Genomic DNA, 19466 nt, shown 5'->3' with positions numbered 1-19466 from the left:
GGTTGGCACCGGGGTTGGAGTCGGGCGGAGTGTTGAAGGCCACAGGCTGTTGGCCGGCCGTGACGGCGACGGTGAAGGGGTGCGTGACGACGCTCCCGTCCGACGGGGTGGCGGTGACGGTGAGGTTGACAGACGGCTCGGACTGGGCGTTGAGCGTGCCGGTACCTGATCGCGTGATGACGCCGGTGCTGGAACTGATGGCAAACCGCGTGTCGTCGATCGTGTAGGCGACCGTCGAGCCGGCATCGGGATCCGTGGCCGAAGCGGTGATGCCGACGGCGGTGCCGGCGGCAGCGTTCTGGCCGATCTGGTTGGCCGCGGTGTTGGCATCCGGCGGCGTGTTGAACGCGATCGGCTCCGGGCTGTCGAGGACATCGAGGGTGAAGCTCGTGGTGGCGGTGCTGCCGTCGGAAGAGATTGCCGTCACCGTCGGATTGATGGACGACTGGGTTTCGAAGTCGAGCGTGCCTGTGCCCGAGCGCGTGATGACGCCGGTATTGGCATTGATGTCGAAACGCGAGTCGTTGAGGCTGTAGGTGACGGTCGCGCCGGCGTCGGGATCCGTGGCCGAAGCGGTGATCCCGGTCGGCGCTCCCGCCGCGGCGAGCTCGGCGATCTGGTTGGCAGTGGGATCGGCATCGGCAGGCGTGTTGAAGGCCACCGGACTTCCGGATCCGGGCAAGACATATTCGATGTGCAGCAGCGGCGCGCTGGTCGGATTGTACTCGTAGGAATCGGCTGTGCGCGTGCCGGTGCCTGTGATCAGGAACGCCATATCGTTGACCGCCGCCCAGCCCGAGCGGCTGACGATCTCCTGGACGATAGCCGTGAGGTCGGGCGTGCGCTCGGCCAGGGCCTGCTCGCCCACCGTGGTCCACGGGGCCGGCGTCCAAGTCGCCGACGCGTCGGTCGTTGCCCGTGACGATACATTGAAGCTGGTGCTGGTGAAGGCGCTTGCGTCGTCGGTGTCCTGGCCCTTGATCAGCAGCGAGGTCGCGCCGGTCTTCACCTCATTGGCCTGGAACTGGATGTAGGCGCTGGTGATGATCGCGCCTTGCGGGATATCGACGCCGGTGAAGCGGAGGCCGACCGTCTGGCGGGTCGTGCTGGCAAAGCCCAGTTCCAGATCGTCGACATTGGTCGAAATCGAGCCGGAACCTTTCTCCTCGACATCATCGCCCGCGGCCGCCAGCCGCGCTTCGAATAGTTCAGCCATAGTCGGTCTCCTCTCGTAAATTTCCTCCGCAACGACGGAATCTCCCGGTGCCCGATCGGGCGTCAGGCTGAGCCCATGATCGAGCAAGGCGATGGCGTCGTTGCGCGTGAAGAAGGTGATCCTGGGAACTGACCTCGAGTTCCGCCGCTGATCAGTCTGTTGCCTGCCTCAGTCTTGGCCATGCGGGCACGACTGCCGCGAGCAGGCGCAACAGTGACAGGCCTTCCCGCCCAAGGAACAGCGACGGCAGGAGCCAGCACAACAGCAAGCCCCCCACAGAGGCCAGCAATGCCGTATCGATGAGCAGCGGAAGAGGCGATAGATGGAGGGCGCGAAGCCAGTCCACGAACGCCCAGATACCGGTTCCGACAACGCCGGCGAGCGCGACGCCAGGCAGGTGCGCAAGGAAGAAATTCGCCCACGTCATCCCGGTCACGCGGAGACTCAGCTGCGCCATGAGAAAGAAATTGGCCCCGAATGCCAGGCCGACACCGAACGCCACCCCTTCCACGCCCCAGAATTGCCCTATGAAGGCTCCGATGCAGACACCGACGGTGAAAACAGCCTGGCGCCAGGCCCGGGCGTAAACCGTTCCGGTTGCCCGCGAGACGGAATCGCTAAGCTTGTAGCTCGTGCGGAACAGCATGCTGAACGCCAGGATCTGGAGGGGGCCGACCACGCCCTCCCAGCCCCGTCCGAGAATGACCCGAACCAATTCGGGTGCGACGATCGCCACCACCACGCTGGCCGGCAGGACAAGCAGGCTGCAACCGGCGACCGCGCTGCGATAAGCGCGCGCAAGCCTGACGGGCTCTTCCTGGACCAGCGCCATGGTGGGGAACAGCACGCGATCGAGAACCTGGCCGACGATCACCGCCGGAGTGGTCATGAGTTGGGACGACAAACCGTAGACACCGAGCGCATCGGCGCCGAGATAGCGGCCCACGACAAGCCTGTCCACCTGAGTGGCAAGGTAGTTGCAGACCCGCGCAATGGTGAAGCCGCCGCCAAAATAGAGCAGTTCGAAAATCGCGCTCCGCTCGAGCAACGGCCGCATCGGGTGCCGCTGGCCGACGAGCAGCACGATCGTGCGGACCAACTGCTGGACCAGGATCGCTGCGACAAGTGCCCAGATACCGAAGCCGAGCCAAGCCAGCACTGGACCGACGACCACGTAGCCGATGGCGAAAGCGACCGCGTCGACAAGCGCGAGCCAACGGAACCGCAAGGCACGCTGGGCCGAGGCCAGCGCCACCATGGAGGCTCCTTGGAAAAGAAAGATGAAGCAGACCGCACGCACGATCGGAGTGAGCTCGGGCAGGCGAAGAAGACCGGCAATAGCGGGTGCCAACGCCCATACCAGAGCGGTTACGGTAAGCCCAAGGAAGAGCGACAGGGTATATCCGACCCGGAGATGCCGCTCCTCCAGTACAGGTCGCTGCACGATCGCAGGCGTGATGCCGAGGCCCTGGAAGATGGCCGAAAACTTGATGACGATCAGTGCCGCGGAGTAGAGACCGAACTCGTTGGGCGAGAGCAACCGGGCCAGGAGGACGAGGGCGACAAGCTCGGCAACCGCCAAGGCGCCCATGGACAGGCCCGTCCAGAACATGCCTACGACACTGCGTTTTGCCAGCCCGCGCCGGATGTCGCTCACGCCAATCTCCACATGCCGCCTTGCTTACTCGACCGACCAAAGAAGGGCGGCCATGCATCTCCCCGGAACCGCTCAGCGGGGGGAGGGGATATTCGGATGGCCATGCTGAAACGCCAACGGCGCCCGCGTGGGCCGCGAGCCATGCCCGACGAGAAGGGACGGGGGGATCTCGTAGCGGTAGAATCCCATCTCATCCCGCACCTCGGGGATGATCGCCGCCAGTTCGTTCGCATCCAGGCGCAGCCACTTCTGCTGGCGGCCGGGATCGATCATCTCCTTCGCCACGCGAAGGATGTCGTCAGAGCAATGCAGCCCGCAATGTTCATAGATACGGCGCAAGACCAACTCGGGATCCTGTATCAGATCCTCATAGCGAAACGACAGCACGCGGCCTTCGCCCAGCCTGGCGAGATCCTCTCGGGCCATTCGATTGCCGCGCGCCCACTGGCGCGCGATCACTGTCAATTTTTGATGCTCCTGCAAATCCCGATCTATTCCCTTGTAGCGCGGTCCGTAGATCGACGTGTATTTTCTGTGTAATATCCTCTTGGCGACTATCTGCTTTACGACGTCTCCCACGTAGTAATGGACTTGTGTGGCCGGCGTTTCTTTCAATAGTCGCAGAAGACCTTTGAAACTTTTTGCGCGCTGCCACTTAAGTTCCATGGAGCTTATATAGGAAAACGGATTCCTTGTAATATATAGAAATATAGCTTCTGGGAATATCTGGTGGATAAATGGCACGCGCAAGACGTTGGCGGGCGTATTTTCCATGATTTGCCGGTTGCCGTTCCGCAGCTGATAGTCGAGGAACCGGTTGCGAATGTAGCGCACGACCTTCTCGCTGGCATCGGCTTTGACAAATTCGTCATGCCGGCGCGCCGGATCGGCATAGAGCCACAATGTTTTTGGCTCGTACCAGGTGACGACATCCGGGTGCAGCCCGATCAATTTCTGCGTGATGGTGGTGCCCGACCGGTAGTTGCCAATCAGAAAAATCGGAGGTTTCAACTCTGCTGTCGTCATGACAAGCCCCTATCGCTAAAGGTCAACCAGGATGCACGGATGCGCACGACAACGCGCTGCTACTGGTCTCTGAACGCACGCATCATCTGGTCCGTCAAAGGCTTCATCAGGTATGAGAGCACCTTGCGGTCGCCAGTCCGTATGAACGCTTCCACCGGCATGCCGGGCGCCAGCGAGAGCGCTCCAAGCTTCTTCAGCTCGTGGGGGTCGGGGGTGATGCGCACCGTGTAGTAGATTTCGTTGGTATGCTGATCGCGCGTCACGTCTGCCGCGATCATGGAGACCATACCTTCCGTTTCGGGCGTGGTGTGGACGTTGAAAGCCGTGAAGCGAAGAAGCGCGCGCTGACCGATCGAGAGCTGATCGATGTCCTGGGGTGCGGCCTTTACCTCGACCGCGAGAGCATCGGTGTCGGGCACGATCAGCATGATCGGATCCCCCGCGCCAATCACGCCGCCAACGGTATGGACTGCGGATTGATGGACCGTGCCGCTGGCGGGGGCGCGAATATCAATGCGCGACAGCTGGTCCTCGGCGGCGACCTTGCGCTCCTCGAACTCGGCGATCTTGGCCTCGACATCGCGCAGATCGCTCCCGGTCTCGCTGGAAAACTCCTTGTCCAGCTGCAGGATCTGCAGCTCGATTTCGGCGATCGCTCCCTTTGCCTGCGCAATGCTCGACACAAGTTGCGCCCGCTCACCCTCGATGCGCGTTGCCTCACGTTCATATTCGGTCAGCTTCGATTTGAGGGTGAGTTTCATTTCGACAAGACTGCGTATGTCGACGAGCTCGTCGTTGATCAGCTTGATCTCCTTCGTCTTTGCCGATTCCTGCGCCGAATAGCCTTCGATCTGCTTCCCGAACTGCTCGATGCGTTCGCGCAGGCGCGCCTTGTTGCCAGACACCTCGGTTCGACGAAGCTCGAACAGCCGCTGTTCGCTCGCCACCGTGGCAGCTATCTCAGGGTCGTTCATTCTCGCGACAAGCATCGGAGCAAGCGTGATGCGCTCGCTGCCGTCACGCTCGGCCTCGAGCCGGGATTTTCGCGCATAGAGCTCATCCAGGTTCTTCGTCACGTAGGCCAGGCTGGCACGCGGAACGGTGTCGCTGAGCTGGACCAGAACGTCTCCGGCCCTGACGCGGTCGCCGTCGCGCACAAAAATCTTGCCGACCACACCGCCGGTCGGGTGTTGAACCTTCTTTTCGCTGCTGTCGACGACCACCGTGCCGTGCGAAATCACCGCTCCCGAAATATCCACCGTCCCGGCCCAGACTCCCATTCCGCCGACGAGCAATGCGACGATGGTCGTGCCACCCAGGAGATTGCGACGGATCGACCGTCGGTTCAAAAGCGACACGTTCGAAAGGGCAGCTGTCATTTCCCCATTTCCATTCCGGGTCAGCCATCAACGCGGTGTCGGGGTGAGCTTGAAAACCGGCTGCAGGCCTGCGGTCACGGTCTGTGGCGCGGGCAAGAGTGTCGACAGAACGCTTTCCCTGGTGCCGAACATCTGCGTCTGGCCTTCTTTCATCACGAGCAGGAAATCCACTGTGCTGAGAATGTTCGGCCGATGCGCCACAATCGCTAAGATGCCGCCGCGGGCCTTGATTGCGAGGATGGCAGCGGCAAGTGCCATTTCACCTTCGGCATCGAGATTGGAGTTGGGTTCGTCGAGGACCACCAGGAACGGATCGCCATACAGCGCGCGCGCCAGCGCAATGCGCTGACGCTGGCCGGCTGAAAGCGCGGTTCCGCCCTCTCCGATCTGCGTCTCGTAGCCATTGGGGAGACCGATGATGAGCTCGTGGACGCCCGCGGCGCGGGCGGCTGCGACAATGGCCTGCGGGTCCGGCCCGGGATCGAAGCGCGCGATATTGTCGGCAACCGTTCCCGCGAACAGTTCGACGTCTTGCGGAAGGTAGCCTATGTAGCGGCCCAGCCGCTCCGACGACCACTGGTCGAGAGCGGCGCCGTCCAGCTTGATACGGCCCGCCAGCGGTCGCCATGCGCCGACCAGCCCGCGAACCAGACTCGATTTGCCGGAACCGCTTGGTCCTATGATGCCTAGCACCGAGCCGGCATCCAGGCTGAATTCCACACCTTGCACGATGATGCGTTGCGCGCCCGGCGCACCGATCGCGATGCGCTCCACAGTCAACTTCGACCCGGGCACCGGAAGCGCCATCGGTTGAGCGTCCTGCGGCAACCGGGCGAGCAATTTGCTCAGCCTGCTCCAGCTCTGTCGCGCCCCGACGAAGTTGCGCCAATGGGCGATGGCAAGATCGACGGGCGCCAGCGCACGGCCTACAAGGATGGAGCCGGCGATGATGATCCCGGAGGTCGCCTCGCCCTCGATCACAAGCCAGGCGCCCACACCCAGCATCGCCGACTGAAGCATCAGTCGCAACGCACGAGCGAAACTGCCGAAACCGCCAACGATGTCGCTGACACGCTGTTGCAGCGCAAGATGCTCGCGGCTCGCTTCGCGCCAGTGGTCGTGCAGGCGCCTGCCCATGCCCATCGCCTGAAGCACCTCCGCGTTGCGCCGGCTGGCCTCGGCCAAGCTGTTGCGCCTCACGCTGCTTAGAACCGCGGCGCCCATCGGTCTGCGTGTGAGGATCTCCGTGGCGACCGTCAGCGTCACCAGCACCAACGCGCCGCAAGCGGCGGTTGTCCCGAGGGTCGGATGAAGGCTCCAGATGATCGCCAGATAGAAGGGCAGCCAGGGAAGATCGAACAGGGTGCCAGGCCCGGCACTCGACAGAAAAGTACGGATGTTGTCGAGATCGCGTTGCGGCTGCAATCCATCTCCCTGCTGGCCGATGTACAGGGGCAATTTCGAAACGGCGGTGAATACGCGTCCCCCAACCGCTTCGTCCAACTCAGCACCGATCCGGTTCATGATGCGGGCGCGCACGAGGTCGATGACCGCCTGCCCGGCAAACAGAACGCCGGCCAGTATTGCCATGGCGATCAGAGTGGGGACGCTGCGGCTCGGCAGCACCCTGTCGTAGACCTCCAACATGAACATTGCGCCGGTCAGCATGAGGATGTTGCTCACGCCGCTGAAAACTGCAACGCCCGCGAAGGCTGCCTTGCAGGAGCGCAACGCACTGGCCAGTTCGGAGCCGGGCGCCGGTTCCTTGGTCGAGGACGGGGCGCCGGCGTTCGCGAATGCGCCGGGCAAGTCGCTTCTTCGTCTCCGCCTTGCGCTGCGGACGGCTGCCATGAGGAGACCAAGGGCCACGACCGCCACGAAAACCTGGAGGGCGCCCGGACCGGCCAGCAGGGCCTGCAGGTCGTAAAAATAGCGCCAGCCAGCCACGAGGTCCGTCCAGGGTCGCGTCTGCGAAACCCTGGCGAGATCAACAAAGCGTGGCAGAAACTCCGCACCCGCAAGCGCGGCGGCGAGGAGGAGCAGGATTGCAGCGGGAAGTCGGACGATGAGGCGGCGGCGCGGGGCCTTGCTCGACTTCTTGCGGCGCGCAGTTGTGCGGGGGCGCTTTGGCGGCCGCTGCTTCGTCTTGGCATGGAAATTCGCCCGGCGGGGACGCGCTCCAAAGGCCGTCAATGCTGTGCCAAAGATCACGTCAAAATTCCGAAGATATCTGCTGCTCTATTGGCCGACCATGCTGCGCTGGACGGCCGGATTTTGCACTTTGGGAGAGATACCAGAGTCCGGAGCGTAGAACCCCTTGTTGGCCACGACGGAAACCTCGATGACGTCGCCGGCTCTCACTTCCGTGTTTTGATCGGCGACGATGTCGTGGGCGATCTTCTGGTCGCGCCTGAAGATGGAAATCCTCACCGAGCCCTGCAGGTCGTCGAAGGTTCTCTGTTCGCCGTAAGTGAAGATAAAGAGAAGCTTGTCGGCCACGTATCTGATTTGACTTTGGATTTTTCCGAGCTCAACTTGCGCGTCCTGGGTCTGGCCGATCAATTCCATTTCGTGACTTTGGTGCTTCTTTCGCAGCTCGCTTTCAGCGTTCAGCATCGCCTGCTGCGCCTGTTCCTGCTGCAATTCCGTCTGCGCCAGTTCAGCCCGATAGCTGGTATGTGCTCGTTCCGCCGTCAACACATTCGAGTTCGTTATCAAACCCTTTTCCCGCAGAGACCGGGCAGACTGCAGTTCTTGCAGTTGGATGTTCGCGGTCTTTTCACGTTCTTCTCTGGCCGCGGCTAGCATGGCCGCTTCCTTCTTCGCCCGATCCAGCGAGGCCTCCAGGTAGGAAACGTCATCCCGATACGCGGCAAGGCGGGCGTCCAGCTGCTGCTGTTCGGACGCGATGATGCCGTCAATCAATTGCCCGCCAAACTCGACGGGCGAATCGGGAGGAGCGACGAAGGACTTTTCCAGTCGACTTTCCGCCTGAAGCCGGGCAAGACGGACCTTCAGTCGATATTCTTCAAGCGCCAGGTTTGAGCGCGCGCTTCGCAGATCAGCTATTTCCAGGGCCGGCTCCGTGTTGCCCACAGCGCTGGCGCGAAACCCGCCTGCTATGGCGAGTGCATGGCGAACCGTTATTCCGGGTTGAAACGGATAGGATCCAGGGTGGGCCACCGTTCCGGAGATAAAAAATGGCCGGTATTGTCCGATCTCCACTTTCACGAACGGCTGGAGGATCAGCTTCTGCTGCTGAAATGCTTGCTGGATGGCTTGCGAGAGGGCAACGGTGGTCAGGCCGCGCGCTTTGATATCACCCAACATTGGCAGTGAGATCGAGCCCCGATCATCGACCACGACCTCCAGCGGATAGGATTGTTCGCCGATCACGGACACACGCAGGATGTCACCGGTGTCGAAGGTGTATCCATCCGCGCGGGAGGCACTTGCGGTGAGCAGTACAATGGCAACGGCAAGCCCACCGATCATTGCGAGCATGCTGCCGACCGCGGGTTCGAAGTTGGAAATTAGCCGTCGGCACCAGTCCTTCATGCGCAGAGGCTTGGAAGGAAATTGCTGGTCAACACGCATACGCATCGTCGGTACTCCGGTTGTCTAGCCTGCTGCCATCGAGACCCGCCGACATTCGCCGGCGGGCGCGTGACAGGAGGTTCTTCCTATGGTTCGAGAAGTAAGCCTGCATTGCGAACTCCATCGGAGCAGCAAAGGCTGATCAAAATCCGTGCAGCCCGAAGGTTTGCCCGGCGAGGCGGTCGCGAATTCTTGCCTCGTTTGGCCTCGCGGCCGAAGGGGCGGGCTCCAGCACGGATTGATAAATCTGCTCGACGCTTTCGCACATGGCGTCCAGCCCCCAGGACGACAGGTCGGTGCGTTTCGCGCCGTCGGCCAGTTGAGTGCGGTGCTGCTGGTTCTCCAGAAGACCGGCGACAGCCGCCGCCGCGGCGCCCACATCCTCGGCCGGGGTCACAATTCCGTTCACGCCATGGCGGACAACCTCTTCCACGCCGGGCAAATGCGAGACCACGCTGGCTCGACCGCCGGCCAAATACTGCATCATGACGCGAGGCAATCCCTCTCGCATCGAGGTCAGTACGCACACGTCCGCCAGGCTGATCAGTCGTTCGGGCTCGCTATGGTAGCCGATCATGCGAATGTTGTTTGCGAACCGGGATCGTTCAATCGCCGATTCAACGTCCGAACGCGCCGGTCCGTCACCGGCGAGGAGCAGTCGCACGTTTGGAACTCGGTCAACGACTTTGCCGAATGCCTCAATGAACTCGACGTGGCGTTTTCTCGGTTCCAGCGCGGCCAACATCAGAACCACCGGCGGCTTTGGCTCCCCGGCAGCCGTCCCCAGGAGCAGATGCGGATCTTGCGGCCATCGCGCGTTCGCGAAGCGTGCCAGATCGAAGCCGGAATGGACGACATGGTGCTGATCGGGGCTGCCCAGATGATTGGCGATGCAGATGTCGCGCATAGCCTGACTGACATCGATGAAAGCGCGCGTGAACTTCGCGGCCAGGCGTTCGGCGGCCAGGAACACCAGCCTCTGCCCGCGGCCGACATGCACGAAAGGCAAGATGTGGACGCCATGTATGATGCCGGGGATATTGGCTTCCTTGGCGGCGAGGCGGCCGACAATGCCGGCTTTGCTTTGATGGGTGTGCACGATGTCGGGCCGCCAATCACGCATAAGGCGGGTGAGTTGCCTGAAGGCGGAAACGTCGCGGGACGGCGAGATCGGATTGATGAGTTTTTCCAGCGTCACCAGTCGAAGGGCTCCGGCAAGGGATGCCCGTAACCTCGGGTCGTATTCCGCGCCATGAACCAACAGCACTTCATGGCCGTGCCGCGCCTGAGCGAGACAGCAAGCCAACGTGTTCTCCTCGGAGCCGGCTCGAAGCAGTCTGGTGATCACATGGACGATCTTCATTTGCTTGTTCCTCAGGGACATGAAATCCGAAGCGGCGGGAGATCGAGGGGATCGAGCGGGAGTATCGCCGGGCGCCTTCCGCGGCTTTCGGGGCACGGGCCGGGCTCGCCTGTGGTTCGGTGCGATCGCGTAAAAGCTGCACGTCGGGGATGATGCGGGACGGTTGGACCGCCCGATTTGCCTCTCAGAGAGACCGCCAGATATGCCTGAACAACTCTTGGCCGACGGCCTCTATGCCGGCGCTAGCGTCAACGGTCCGGATATCCTTGTCCTTCGCCCGCAGTTCCGCCATCAGCGATAGCCGCGCGTCGAACGCTTCTTTCCTGATGTCCCCGGGCTTTCGCTGTTCGGAGACCGCAAAGTCTGAAACGAGGTGCAAAACGAGGTGTGGGCGGCGTTCCGCCATCTTCTCGTAGAGTCGCTGCTCAAGCCGGGCGAGAACTGACAGGCCTGGGACGGAGAACAGGCGAGCGGGAATGGTCGGCCCGTCCAGATATCCCCTGCCGAGCGCCTGCGGCCACCGGTCGCAAATGACGATCATGCCGCGCGTCGACCATCGATGTGCGCGTTTCACTACAGCGTATCGCTCAAACGCGATCAAAACCGCCCAAAACGCCAACGCGGCAGCGACAAATCCTCCCTTCGACCAAGCCCGGCCGGAGGAATCGTTGCCATCGTTCTGGGCCAGGGACTTGAGGCGCCGTCTATGGGGAGAGACGACGGCCTGCAGTGCCTTGCGAAGCCGCCATCCATTGCCATCGCCAGTTCCGACATAGACTTGGGCACATCCGAATTTCCACCCGAATATCTGCCTCAGCCAGGTAGCCTGAGTGCTCTTGCCCATGCCATCGGGACCTATCAAGGCCACCACGAATCCACCAGCTGCGGGCCGTCTCTTCGGTGGAAAGCGCCCCGGCATCAAGCGGTGGAGGGATCTCAGGGCGAGATAGCAGGTCTTGCGCACCAGATGGACCGCCGCATCGGCGATAGCGGGGCGTCCCGTATAGCCACACATTTCGCGGATCGAACGCCGCAGCCTAGCCAGATCTCCGCGGTGGGCGGTCAAGCCGTCGGCGCTTTGCAGGAACCTGCAGCGCACCGTTCTTGCGCCGTCAAACGTGCAGTCGACGACCTGCAAGCCGTGCTCGTCCGACGTGGACGGCAGGCGCGCAAAGTGCTGCTTCCAACCCTCGTCGAGGGTGATCCATTGCCTCCATGGAAGCGCCGAGGCGCGGAAGGCGAAGCGGGCAATCGCTATTCGAAGCTCGTCTTCGGGAGAGACCACCGGAACCGATACTCCGTCGACGCAAATCGCCTCCCATCGCGTGATCGCCGCATAATCGAAAGCCGGATAGCGCTTGCGAAATTCCCGGCCGACGCGGGCACCGATATGCATGTCGAGATGGAGATAGCGGCCATGCGTGAAGTCAGGCAGGAACCAGTCTTCTCTGCCGGCACAGACATTATCGTAGCAGGAGAGGCTCACGCCGCGCCGGCCGTGCAATTGACAGACGATAGAGCAGAAGAGCGGGTAGTCATGCTTGTCCAAAAGGACATCCAGATCATCCCGGCCGGCAAATCCGTCGTGCACGGACGCGAGATCCTGAATAATTCCGTACCTCACGCCAGCTTCATTGAGTGCTCGAAACAGTTCGCTGGCAATCGGCAGTGCCGGCGCCGTTTCGATCGGCCTGAAAGGAGTGTCTCCGTCAGTTTGATACGGCGCTGCACCTGAGTGGCTGCCCAATGCGCCCGCGCCAACAGTCTTCGCCGACGCTGAAACATTCGCTCCCGGCGCCAACGTTTCCGCCACGATCTCCGCCTTGGCCTCCGTAGCCCAGCGTCGATACTGCTGCGGCTGCAGACGATCCCGAAGGTCTCCGGCCGCGGCCGGAGGGAAGGCTGCCGATTTGGACTTGCGTGGTGTTTGCAAGAGATTTCTCGTGATTGGTCGCGGGCGAGCGTCACCCGCTCGTCGTCGCCGGAAACGTCGTGGAACTGGCGTGCGGTAAGTCCAAGCCCCTCGGTGGGCTGGTGTTCCTGGGATGTCGAACGACCAATCGTCTCAGTGCCGGCCCGCAGGTTCTGACATCACCTTCGCAGGCTACCGCACCGAGGGTGAATTGGGTGCCAACTCATCACTCCCTGCCGAGTATTTCGGCATCTGTGTAACGAAAGCGGTGAGTAAAAACTCACCGGGTAGTTTCAAGACACTATCGACAACTTGTCCCGATCAATAGTGATAGGAGTAGACCGGTTCATGATGTCGAGAAGGATTCTGACCGCTCCGGCGCTTCCGACATGATCAAGAATCCCGAGCTGGTCCGAAAATGGCCCGTCTATGATCCTGATTTTCTGGCCCGGCCTCAACAGGATGTCCGGGTGCAAAATCCCGTCCTCATCGGTTGCCGATATCAAGGATTCAACCACCCCATAAGGCGCCGGTACCGGCATGCCCTTGCTCATGACGAGCTTTCGGACGCCCACGGTCGAGTTGATCGGGTACCAACTCTGCTGATGGACAGCCAGGGAGACGAACAGATAGCAGTCGAAATACGCGCTGGAGACGGTCCTGACCCTGCGGGCGTGCCGGACGGTTCGCCTGCGCTTGGGCAGATAGGTCCGGAAGTTCTGCGATAGCAGGTGCCGCTCGGCAAGGCTCTCGGAATGCTGGTGCGTCTGGACCACGCACCAGCGCGCAGCTTCGCCGCCGTGACTTTTGTCCGCCGAGTCAGGAAAACCGTTGTTGCAGGAGTTAGTGTGCAGCATGACGCAATACTGTGTCTTTCCCTAATTGAGGTAGTAACTGTCCGAGACACTGCTTTCGAGCGACGTGTAACGGCCGTATCTGGGCAGCTTTGGTTCGTCCACCATCGTCAGGGCAATGCCCGCAAGCTTGGACCGATCGCCAAGATGTCGAATTCCTTCGGCAACGGCTTCGCGCGAGGTTTCCCGCCACCTCACGACGAAGACGACCTTGTCGACATGCCTGGCCAGGATCGAGGCATCGGCCGCGGGTCCGACGGGTGGTGCGTCAATGATCACCGTGTCGAATTTTCCCCGAACTTCTTCAAGCAGCGAGCGCATTCGCGCCGAAGCAAGAAGGGCAGGCGGGTTGCGGGTTCTTGCTCCTGCGGGCAGCATGGATATGCCCGAGCGTTCGTCCAGATGGATCGCGTTTGCGGCCTTCACCGGCAAGGTCAGGAGATCGACCAATCCGACCTTGTCAGCCATGCCGAAGAAGGCCGTGGCGGCCGAGAGGCGCAAGTCCGCGTCGATGACCAGAACCCGTTCGCCGTCGGCAGCCGCCGAGCAAGCCAGGCTCAATGCCAGCGTTGTCTTGCCTTCGCCGGGCATCGCCGATGTCACGAGCACCAGGCGCGGCGAACGGTCCAGTTCCGGCGTGGCCTGGATACCGAGGCGAAGCCGCCGCACCGCTTCGCTGTACCTGGAGAGCGGTTTGCGCTCGAGATAGGCCACAGGCTGAGCATGGACGTCTTTCGACCAGCCTGACATCCTTGGCATCGACGCAAGAACCGGAACGGCCAATTCTTCCTCGATCTGCTTCTTTGCCATGAAGCCGGAAGCGAAGAGTTCACGCAGAACGGCGCCGGCGCCCCCGAAGAAGATGCCGAAAACCACACCCAAAGCCGCAAAAAGAGGCCTGTTTGGGAAGCTCGGAGCGCCAGGAACGCTGGCATCGGTGATTACACGCACGCCGCTGTTGAGGAGGGTGGATTTCTCCTCGGTGAGCTTGGCGCGCGACAGGAACGTCTCGAAGAGTTCCTTGTTCGCGGCCGCGATCCTCTCCAGATCGCGTAACTGGACGCCAACCTGACCTTCGATTTCGGAGCGGTTGGATACCGAGTCCAGGGCGCGAGCCAGAGAAGCCTCCCGAGCTTCGGCCGCGTCGACCTCGTTCTTCAGATTGCCGATCAGGCGCTGGACTTCGGCGGCGATCTGTCCCTCGATGTCGCGGCGCTCGGCCTGAGCGGACAAGACCTCGGGATGCCGCTCGCCATACTTCAATTTGAGGTCGGCTTCCCGCCGGGTCACTCCGGAGAGCTGAGCCCTGAGCGCGTTAATCACCACCGACTGCAGCACGTCCGGAATCGACTGGATGTCGCCTCCGGCAGCCTGTACCTTGCTAACTTGCTGATATTGCGAACGTTTCTCGGACAACTCGGCGCGAGCATTGATTAGGGCGACGTTCAACTCGGACAGTTGCTGGTCAGTCAAGCTGCCCGCCTGCGTCGCTACTAGATTGTGATCGATCCGAAACTTCTGGACAGCTTGCTCCGAGCGGCTGAGCTCCGCTCGCAGATAGGCGGCCCGATCGCTGAGCCACGAGGAGGCCTTCTGGACCCCTTCGTAACGGGACCTTATTCGATCTGCCACATAGGCCTGGGCAATCGCGTTCGCGAGCGATGCCGCTTTTTCCGGATCGTAAGCGCCTACATCAAGCTCAATGACGTTGCCAAGCCCGACGCGCGAAACTCCCAGCGCGTTCTGGAGCCATATCAATGCTCCCGGTCCTATCTTGGGGTCTTCCGCCAGCTTTTGGCTGTCGACGACCTGCTGAAGAAGTGACGCAGACCTCAAGACAGCGATCTGACTTTCAATGAATGTTGGATTGTCAGAAAAATCGGAATTGGAGTAATCCTGTGGAGTCATATAGTCGATCGGAGCGTCGAGCAATATCTGAGAGACGCCGGTGTATGTTGTCGGAAGAGTATATGCGGCAGCCATAAACAGTGTGAAAGTGATGACGGCAATTCCGCACACCAGCTTCCACCGACGAAGAAAGAAATCGAAGACTTCCCTGACGTCGAGGGGCAGGAATTCCCGAATCATCCTCGGATTATCAGTTGGACTGGCCATTTCCCGAATCCTCACGATCGACAGCACAACTCCCAGCCCTTCAGCGTCGGCTGAATGGCGTTCATTTCAAAATGGGTCGGGCAGCTAGCCGTTATGCGCTCTCAAACGCATGAATCGTAAGGGTTGGTGTCCCGCCGACATGTCCAAATCGCTCTTCTGCGCCCACTCACCGATCGCGTCACCGGTAAGGCAGAAACATATCAGCTTCGCGGACATCGCCGCCATTACCATTATTGAGTAGTAACTCGGCTAAAGGTCGATCTGGTCTACCCCGTATGCCTCTCCGAGCTTTAAGAAGTCGCCGAGACACCTTCCTCTCGCCCTTCAGGGAGGTCCACTACAACGCTACGATCGTCAAGGATGCTCCTGACGATGAGAGAAGCGGCCGGCCTCGGCAGTTCTGAGGTTGACATGGACACTTATAGCGAAGTCGTTCCGAGTTTTGCAGGTTGGGTGCTCGACGGTCCCGGGGTCATTCTTCTGCTGGCGGCAACCCTGCCGCTGATGCTTCTTCTTAAGGGCCGGCAGCTGGGCTACGGGACCCTTGCCGTCATTATCGGCACTGTCATGTTGCTTTTGTTGGGTATCGAGAATTGGGCGGGAGCGGTCGCCGCTCTTCTCGCCTATTGCGTCCTCGTTTCATTGGCCTTGCTTTCCACCTGGAGGCGTATGAAGCAAATCGAGGACCGCCTCGCATTGGTCGCGTCGGCAATAGACGGCCTGGAAGTCGCCGAGGAGCGGCGACAGACCTACAGCGTCAGGCGTTCGCGCCGGAAGCCGGAAGCCGGAGCAATGGTGCAAACCGTCGCGGTCGGCGCGACGGACAATCCAGAGAACGAGACGCGATATATCCCAGGGCCGCCTTGGCAAGAGCTGCAAGCGCCCGGTCCGCGACCCGAATCCGCGGCTCCGGCGTCAACGCAATCGGCAGGGCGCGATTTTGCCTCATCGACGGGTGGGAGCCCCTGACAAAAGGTTCGAAGACAAGGATCGGGTGTTCCGGCGGCAGGTTCTCGGGCAGCTGTCCGGACCGACAGCGCGGTTCAACTTTTCGCTGCATCCGCAGCGTCGCGCGTAATGACGAGACTCTGCCGGCCTCCCGCCGGGGGTTTGCGATGGTCCAGACGATACTGTCGGGCGCAGTATGCGGGATCGGTGCGGTGGGGCCTGCATTTCGACGGCATGCGGGCACGCCGCGGCATGCTGCTTGGCATCGGTGCGGCACGAGCTGTTGTTCCGAAGTCATCGTGCGCTGCAAGCCAAAGCTGTGCTGCCTGAGCGACTTTAATATACCAAGGGTGTAGGGTTGTACCAAAAGGTGGTAGACTGCGCTGCAATTCGGATGAGGTGACAGATGGAACTTTTTGCCTAGTCGATAGTTGCAGCTTCAGGTTGACCCGGGGGGGTGGATCATGGGCTTGGGCGATTCGGGGAAATGAACTTATCGAAGCAGGTTGGATTGGTGAAAGGACCCACGCTTGCTGACGCAAGCTGGGAAAGGGGAATCTCTGTACTGCCAGGAGCCGTGCGCCGCACCTATGCGGCCAACGCGACTATTGCAGGCGAATACCACACCAAATCCTCTATTCTGATTATGATCGCCGGCTGGGCGGCATTTGCGAAGACATTGCCAAATGGCTCACGTCTCATCGTCGATTTTGCGCTTCCTCGCGAAATTGCGGTGATCGAGTTCGCCGGAAAAGCGGGCGATACGGTGACGGCCCTCTCGGACGTTATCGCGATCGAGCTGGCCGGCCCCGTCCGTACATGTTCTGCGCGTTACCCGCAGTCCATCTGCGAAGCAATCCTGCGGGCTGAGGCGGATCGATATTCAAGGGTTGCGGAACACCTGGCAAGCGTCAGCAGAAGGGGTGCCGTTGAGCGTACGGCCCATTTCCTTCTCGAACTGGCCTGCCGCTCACATCGATCGGCAACGAGCTATCCGGCCCGCTTTGAATGCCCGCTGACCCAGGGCGAACTGGCCGATGCATTGGGACTTTCGGCTGTGCATGTGAGTCGCGTGTTGAAAACGTTGCGACAGACCGCCCTGGCCTCATTCCGTTACGGGGTCATCGAGTTGCACGATCTTCCGGGACTGATCAAAACAGCCGGATTTGATCGGTCCTACATTTCAAGCTGATGCAAGGCGCTCAGGCCTGGCACGGGCAGTTCAGAGCGCGGAAGTGCTGAACTGCCCAAACCGTTAGGGCCAAATCGTCTCCTTCCGGCAGCCTATTCTTCCAGCGCAAGCCCCAATTCGGCGCGCCGTCGCAGCCAAAGACTTGCGCGGTAGCGAGGATCCCGGGTGCGGTCATGGATCGTATCCAGGATGCGCAGAATGCGGGCAGGGCCGAGCTTGTTGCCCCACTCCAGAGGTCCGTGGGGATAGCCGAGCCCCAGCCGTACGGCGGCGTCCACATCCGCCGCCGATGCAATCTTTTGCTCGACGATCTCGCTGCCGATATTGACGATCATCGCGACCACGCGCTGGCAGACCGCGCCGCAACTATCGCTCACCAGGGTCGCCTTGCGGCCGGCGCTTTTGGCAAGCGCGAGGGCGGCGCTCCTAGCCGTATCGGATGTCGCCGCCGACGCGACGAGCGTGACGTGACGGTCCATGCCGAAATAGGGATCGAACCCGACGCATAGTGAAGATGAGAGGCCAAGACGCATCGCGGCGCCGGCGACATCGTGCCCCTCCAACCCTACGAGGATGAGGCCGTCCCGCCCTAGCGCCTGATCCTGGAGACCGCAAACAGTGGCGCCGGCCGACGCGACCAGTTTTTGCATTTCGCCGGTGTCATTGTCGGCCAGAACGGTGACGCGATCCGGAATCCCGGCGGTCTCCGCCGGCTGTGTCGATGCGGGCGGAACGGCTTGCCGGCTGCCGTCGTAGGCATAGAAGCCGCGTCCGGTCTTGCGCCCGAGCAGGCCCGCAGCCACACGCTGCGCCGCGATGACGGAAGGGCGGTAACGCGGATCCTGATAGAACTGGTTGTAGACACTCTCCATCACTGGGTGGGAGACATCGAGCCCGGTGAGGTCCATCAATTCGAAGGGGCCCATCCTGAAGCCGGCGGCGTCGCGCAGGATCGCATCGATCTCGGCGATCGAGGCCACGCCCTCCCGCAGCATGGCCAGGGCCTCGGTGCCGAAGGCGCGGCCGGCGTGATTGACGATAAAGCCGGGCGTGTCGCTGGCGACGACGGGCCGGTGGCCGAAGCGGGCCGCAAGCTCGACCAGCGTGTGCTCCACCTCAGGCGCCGTGTGAGCTCCTGAGACGACCTCGACCAGTTTCATCACGGGCACGGGATTGAAGAAATGGTAGCCGGCAATCCGCTCAGGTCGCTTGGCCGCGGAAGCGATCGCCGTGACGGACAGCGAAGAGGTGTTGGTCGCGATGATGGCGTCCGGCCTGACGATTGTCTCCAGCGCCTCGATGAGCTGACGTTTGGGCTCGAGACGTTCGACAATAGCTTCCACCACCAGATCGGCGCCTGCCAGTCGCCCAAGTGTTTCGGCAGGTTCGATATGGGCGAGCAGCTTCTCGACTACCTCCGAGCTGACTTTGCCGGCGGCTGCCCTGGCGCGCTGACGCGACGCGATTTGCTCGATGGCCGCCGCCGCCTTTCCGGGGGCATCATCGACCATCATCACATCGATGCCTGCCGCCGCCAGGACCTCCGCTATGCCGGAACCCATCACCCCGGCGCCTACGACACCGGCTTTCCCGATCCGACTGGTGGGCTCCCCTCCCGCGCCTGCCAAGTCAGCGCCCCTTGAACGAGGGTCCGCGCTTCTCAAGGAAGGCGGCAATGCCCTCCTGTTTGTCCGCGGTATCGAAAAGCAGCTGGAAGGCTTTGCGTTCCAGCCTCAAGGCGGTTTCCAACGGAGCGTCTTCGCCGTTGACGACCGCCTCCTTGATCTGCTCGACGGCCAGCGGCGGAAGACGGCCGATCCTCTCAGCGATTTGCAGCGCATGCTGCAAGGCCTGGCCCTCATCCGTCAGGGTGCTGACCAAGCCGGCACGCTCGGCATCCTCGGCCGAAAACATGTCGCCGGTGAGAAGGAGCATCAGCGTCTTGTATTTGCCGATTGCCCTGAGCAGGCGCTGGGTGCCGCCGGCGCCCGGCATCAAGCCGAGCTTGACTTCAGGCTGACCAAAAGTGGCTGTCCGTGCGGCGATGATGATGTCGGCGTGCATGGCAAGCTCGCACCCGCCGCCCAGCGCGAAGCCTTCGACCGCGGCAATGACCGGCTTCGGGCACCTGGCGATCGCGTCCCAGTAGCGGTGGGTGCGCTGCAGAAGCATGTCGGCCGAGCCGAGCTTTTCGAACGCTTTTATGT

At 61.6% G+C, this 19466-nt stretch carries 14 protein-coding genes; 2 read left to right on the top strand and 12 right to left on the bottom strand.

The features are described from left to right. The 10 genes from EOA60_RS01115 to EOA60_RS01070 all read right to left on the bottom strand — a co-directional run. Positions 1–1216: cadherin repeat domain-containing protein (locus EOA60_RS01115; protein WP_245502505.1), on the bottom strand; the 1216-nt coding region annotated here is incomplete at its 3' end. Between the two features lie 151 nt (positions 1217–1367). After that, a complete protein-coding gene (locus EOA60_RS01110) occupies positions 1368–2873 on the bottom strand; it encodes a lipopolysaccharide biosynthesis protein (protein ID WP_245322402.1) in 1506 nt (501 codons plus the stop codon). Positions 2874–2945: 72 nt separating this feature from the next. Next, entirely contained in the window at positions 2946–3899 is a 954-nt protein-coding gene (locus tag EOA60_RS01105; RefSeq protein WP_082954065.1) for a sulfotransferase, read from the bottom strand. Positions 3900–3958: 59 nt separating this feature from the next. Next, positions 3959–5278: an HlyD family type I secretion periplasmic adaptor subunit gene (locus tag EOA60_RS01100; RefSeq protein ID WP_095825011.1), complete on the bottom strand. Its 1320-nt coding sequence runs from the start codon at positions 5276–5278 to the stop codon at positions 3959–3961. A 27-nt stretch (positions 5279–5305) separates the two neighbouring features. Then, positions 5306–7129, bottom strand: a complete 1824-nt coding sequence (locus tag EOA60_RS01095; RefSeq protein ID WP_095825039.1) for a type I secretion system permease/ATPase — start codon at positions 7127–7129, stop codon at positions 5306–5308. A 387-nt stretch (positions 7130–7516) separates the two neighbouring features. Further along, positions 7517–8881 carry a polysaccharide biosynthesis/export family protein gene (locus tag EOA60_RS01090; RefSeq protein ID WP_245299543.1) on the bottom strand — a complete coding sequence of 455 codons (1365 nt, stop codon included), beginning with the start codon at positions 8879–8881 and terminating at the stop codon, positions 7517–7519. Between the two features lie 136 nt (positions 8882–9017). Further along, positions 9018–10238 carry a glycosyltransferase gene (locus tag EOA60_RS01085; RefSeq protein WP_095825010.1) on the bottom strand — a complete coding sequence of 407 codons (1221 nt, stop codon included), beginning with the start codon at positions 10236–10238 and terminating at the stop codon, positions 9018–9020. 184 nt (positions 10239–10422) lie between these two features. Further along, positions 10423–12171, bottom strand: a complete 1749-nt coding sequence (locus EOA60_RS01080) for a hypothetical protein (protein WP_245322401.1) — start codon at positions 12169–12171, stop codon at positions 10423–10425. A gap of 272 nt (positions 12172–12443) precedes the next feature. Further along, positions 12444–13007 carry a transcription termination/antitermination NusG family protein gene (locus EOA60_RS01075; protein ID WP_095825009.1) on the bottom strand — a complete coding sequence of 188 codons (564 nt, stop codon included), beginning with the start codon at positions 13005–13007 and terminating at the stop codon, positions 12444–12446. A 21-nt stretch (positions 13008–13028) separates the two neighbouring features. Continuing rightward, entirely contained in the window at positions 13029–15119 is a 2091-nt protein-coding gene (locus tag EOA60_RS01070) for a polysaccharide biosynthesis tyrosine autokinase (RefSeq protein ID WP_095802268.1), read from the bottom strand. Between the two features lie 411 nt (positions 15120–15530). Here EOA60_RS01070 and EOA60_RS01065 point away from each other — a divergent pair, with 411 nt between their 5' ends. Both EOA60_RS01065 and EOA60_RS01060 read left to right on the top strand, forming a co-directional pair. After that, positions 15531–16088: a hypothetical protein gene (locus EOA60_RS01065; RefSeq protein ID WP_127245866.1), complete on the top strand. Its 558-nt coding sequence runs from the start codon at positions 15531–15533 to the stop codon at positions 16086–16088. 556 nt (positions 16089–16644) lie between these two features. Then, positions 16645–17259, top strand: a complete 615-nt coding sequence (locus EOA60_RS01060; RefSeq protein ID WP_164748134.1) for a Crp/Fnr family transcriptional regulator — start codon at positions 16645–16647, stop codon at positions 17257–17259. A 92-nt stretch (positions 17260–17351) separates the two neighbouring features. Here the strand turns inward: EOA60_RS01060 and EOA60_RS01055 are convergent, their stop codons facing one another. Next, entirely contained in the window at positions 17352–18887 is a 1536-nt protein-coding gene (locus EOA60_RS01055; RefSeq protein WP_280950701.1) for a 3-hydroxyacyl-CoA dehydrogenase, read from the bottom strand. A gap of 1 nt (position 18888) precedes the next feature. Beyond that, positions 18889–19466 (bottom strand): enoyl-CoA hydratase-related protein (locus tag EOA60_RS01050; protein WP_128311020.1); only part of this gene is annotated, 578 nt, incomplete at its 5' end.

Source organism: Mesorhizobium sp. M1A.F.Ca.IN.020.06.1.1, assembly GCF_004023265.1.
Taxonomy (GTDB): Bacteria; Pseudomonadota; Alphaproteobacteria; order Rhizobiales; family Rhizobiaceae; genus Mesorhizobium.
Note: the sequence above shows the minus strand (reverse complement) of the source record. Positions and strands in the feature narration are given on the sequence as shown.

Excerpts from the sequence above, each read along its gene's own strand:
- EOA60_RS01105 (WP_082954065.1), bottom strand. The coding sequence starts at position 3,899 with ATGACGACAGCAGAGTTGAAACCTCCGATTTTTCTGATTGGCAACTAC.
- EOA60_RS01100 (WP_095825011.1), bottom strand. The coding sequence starts at position 5,278 with ATGACAGCTGCCCTTTCGAACGTGTCGCTTTTGAACCGACGGTCGATC.
- EOA60_RS01095 (WP_095825039.1), bottom strand. The coding sequence starts at position 7,129 with ATGGCAGCCGTCCGCAGCGCAAGGCGGAGACGAAGAAGCGACTTGCCC.
- EOA60_RS01090 (WP_245299543.1), bottom strand. The coding sequence starts at position 8,881 with ATGCGTATGCGTGTTGACCAGCAATTTCCTTCCAAGCCTCTGCGCATG.
- EOA60_RS01085 (WP_095825010.1), bottom strand. The coding sequence starts at position 10,238 with ATGAAGATCGTCCATGTGATCACCAGACTGCTTCGAGCCGGCTCCGAG.
- EOA60_RS01075 (WP_095825009.1), bottom strand. The coding sequence starts at position 13,007 with ATGCTGCACACTAACTCCTGCAACAACGGTTTTCCTGACTCGGCGGAC.
- EOA60_RS01070 (WP_095802268.1), bottom strand. The coding sequence starts at position 15,119 with ATGGCCAGTCCAACTGATAATCCGAGGATGATTCGGGAATTCCTGCCC.
- EOA60_RS01065 (WP_127245866.1), top strand. The coding sequence starts at position 15,531 with ATGGACACTTATAGCGAAGTCGTTCCGAGTTTTGCAGGTTGGGTGCTC.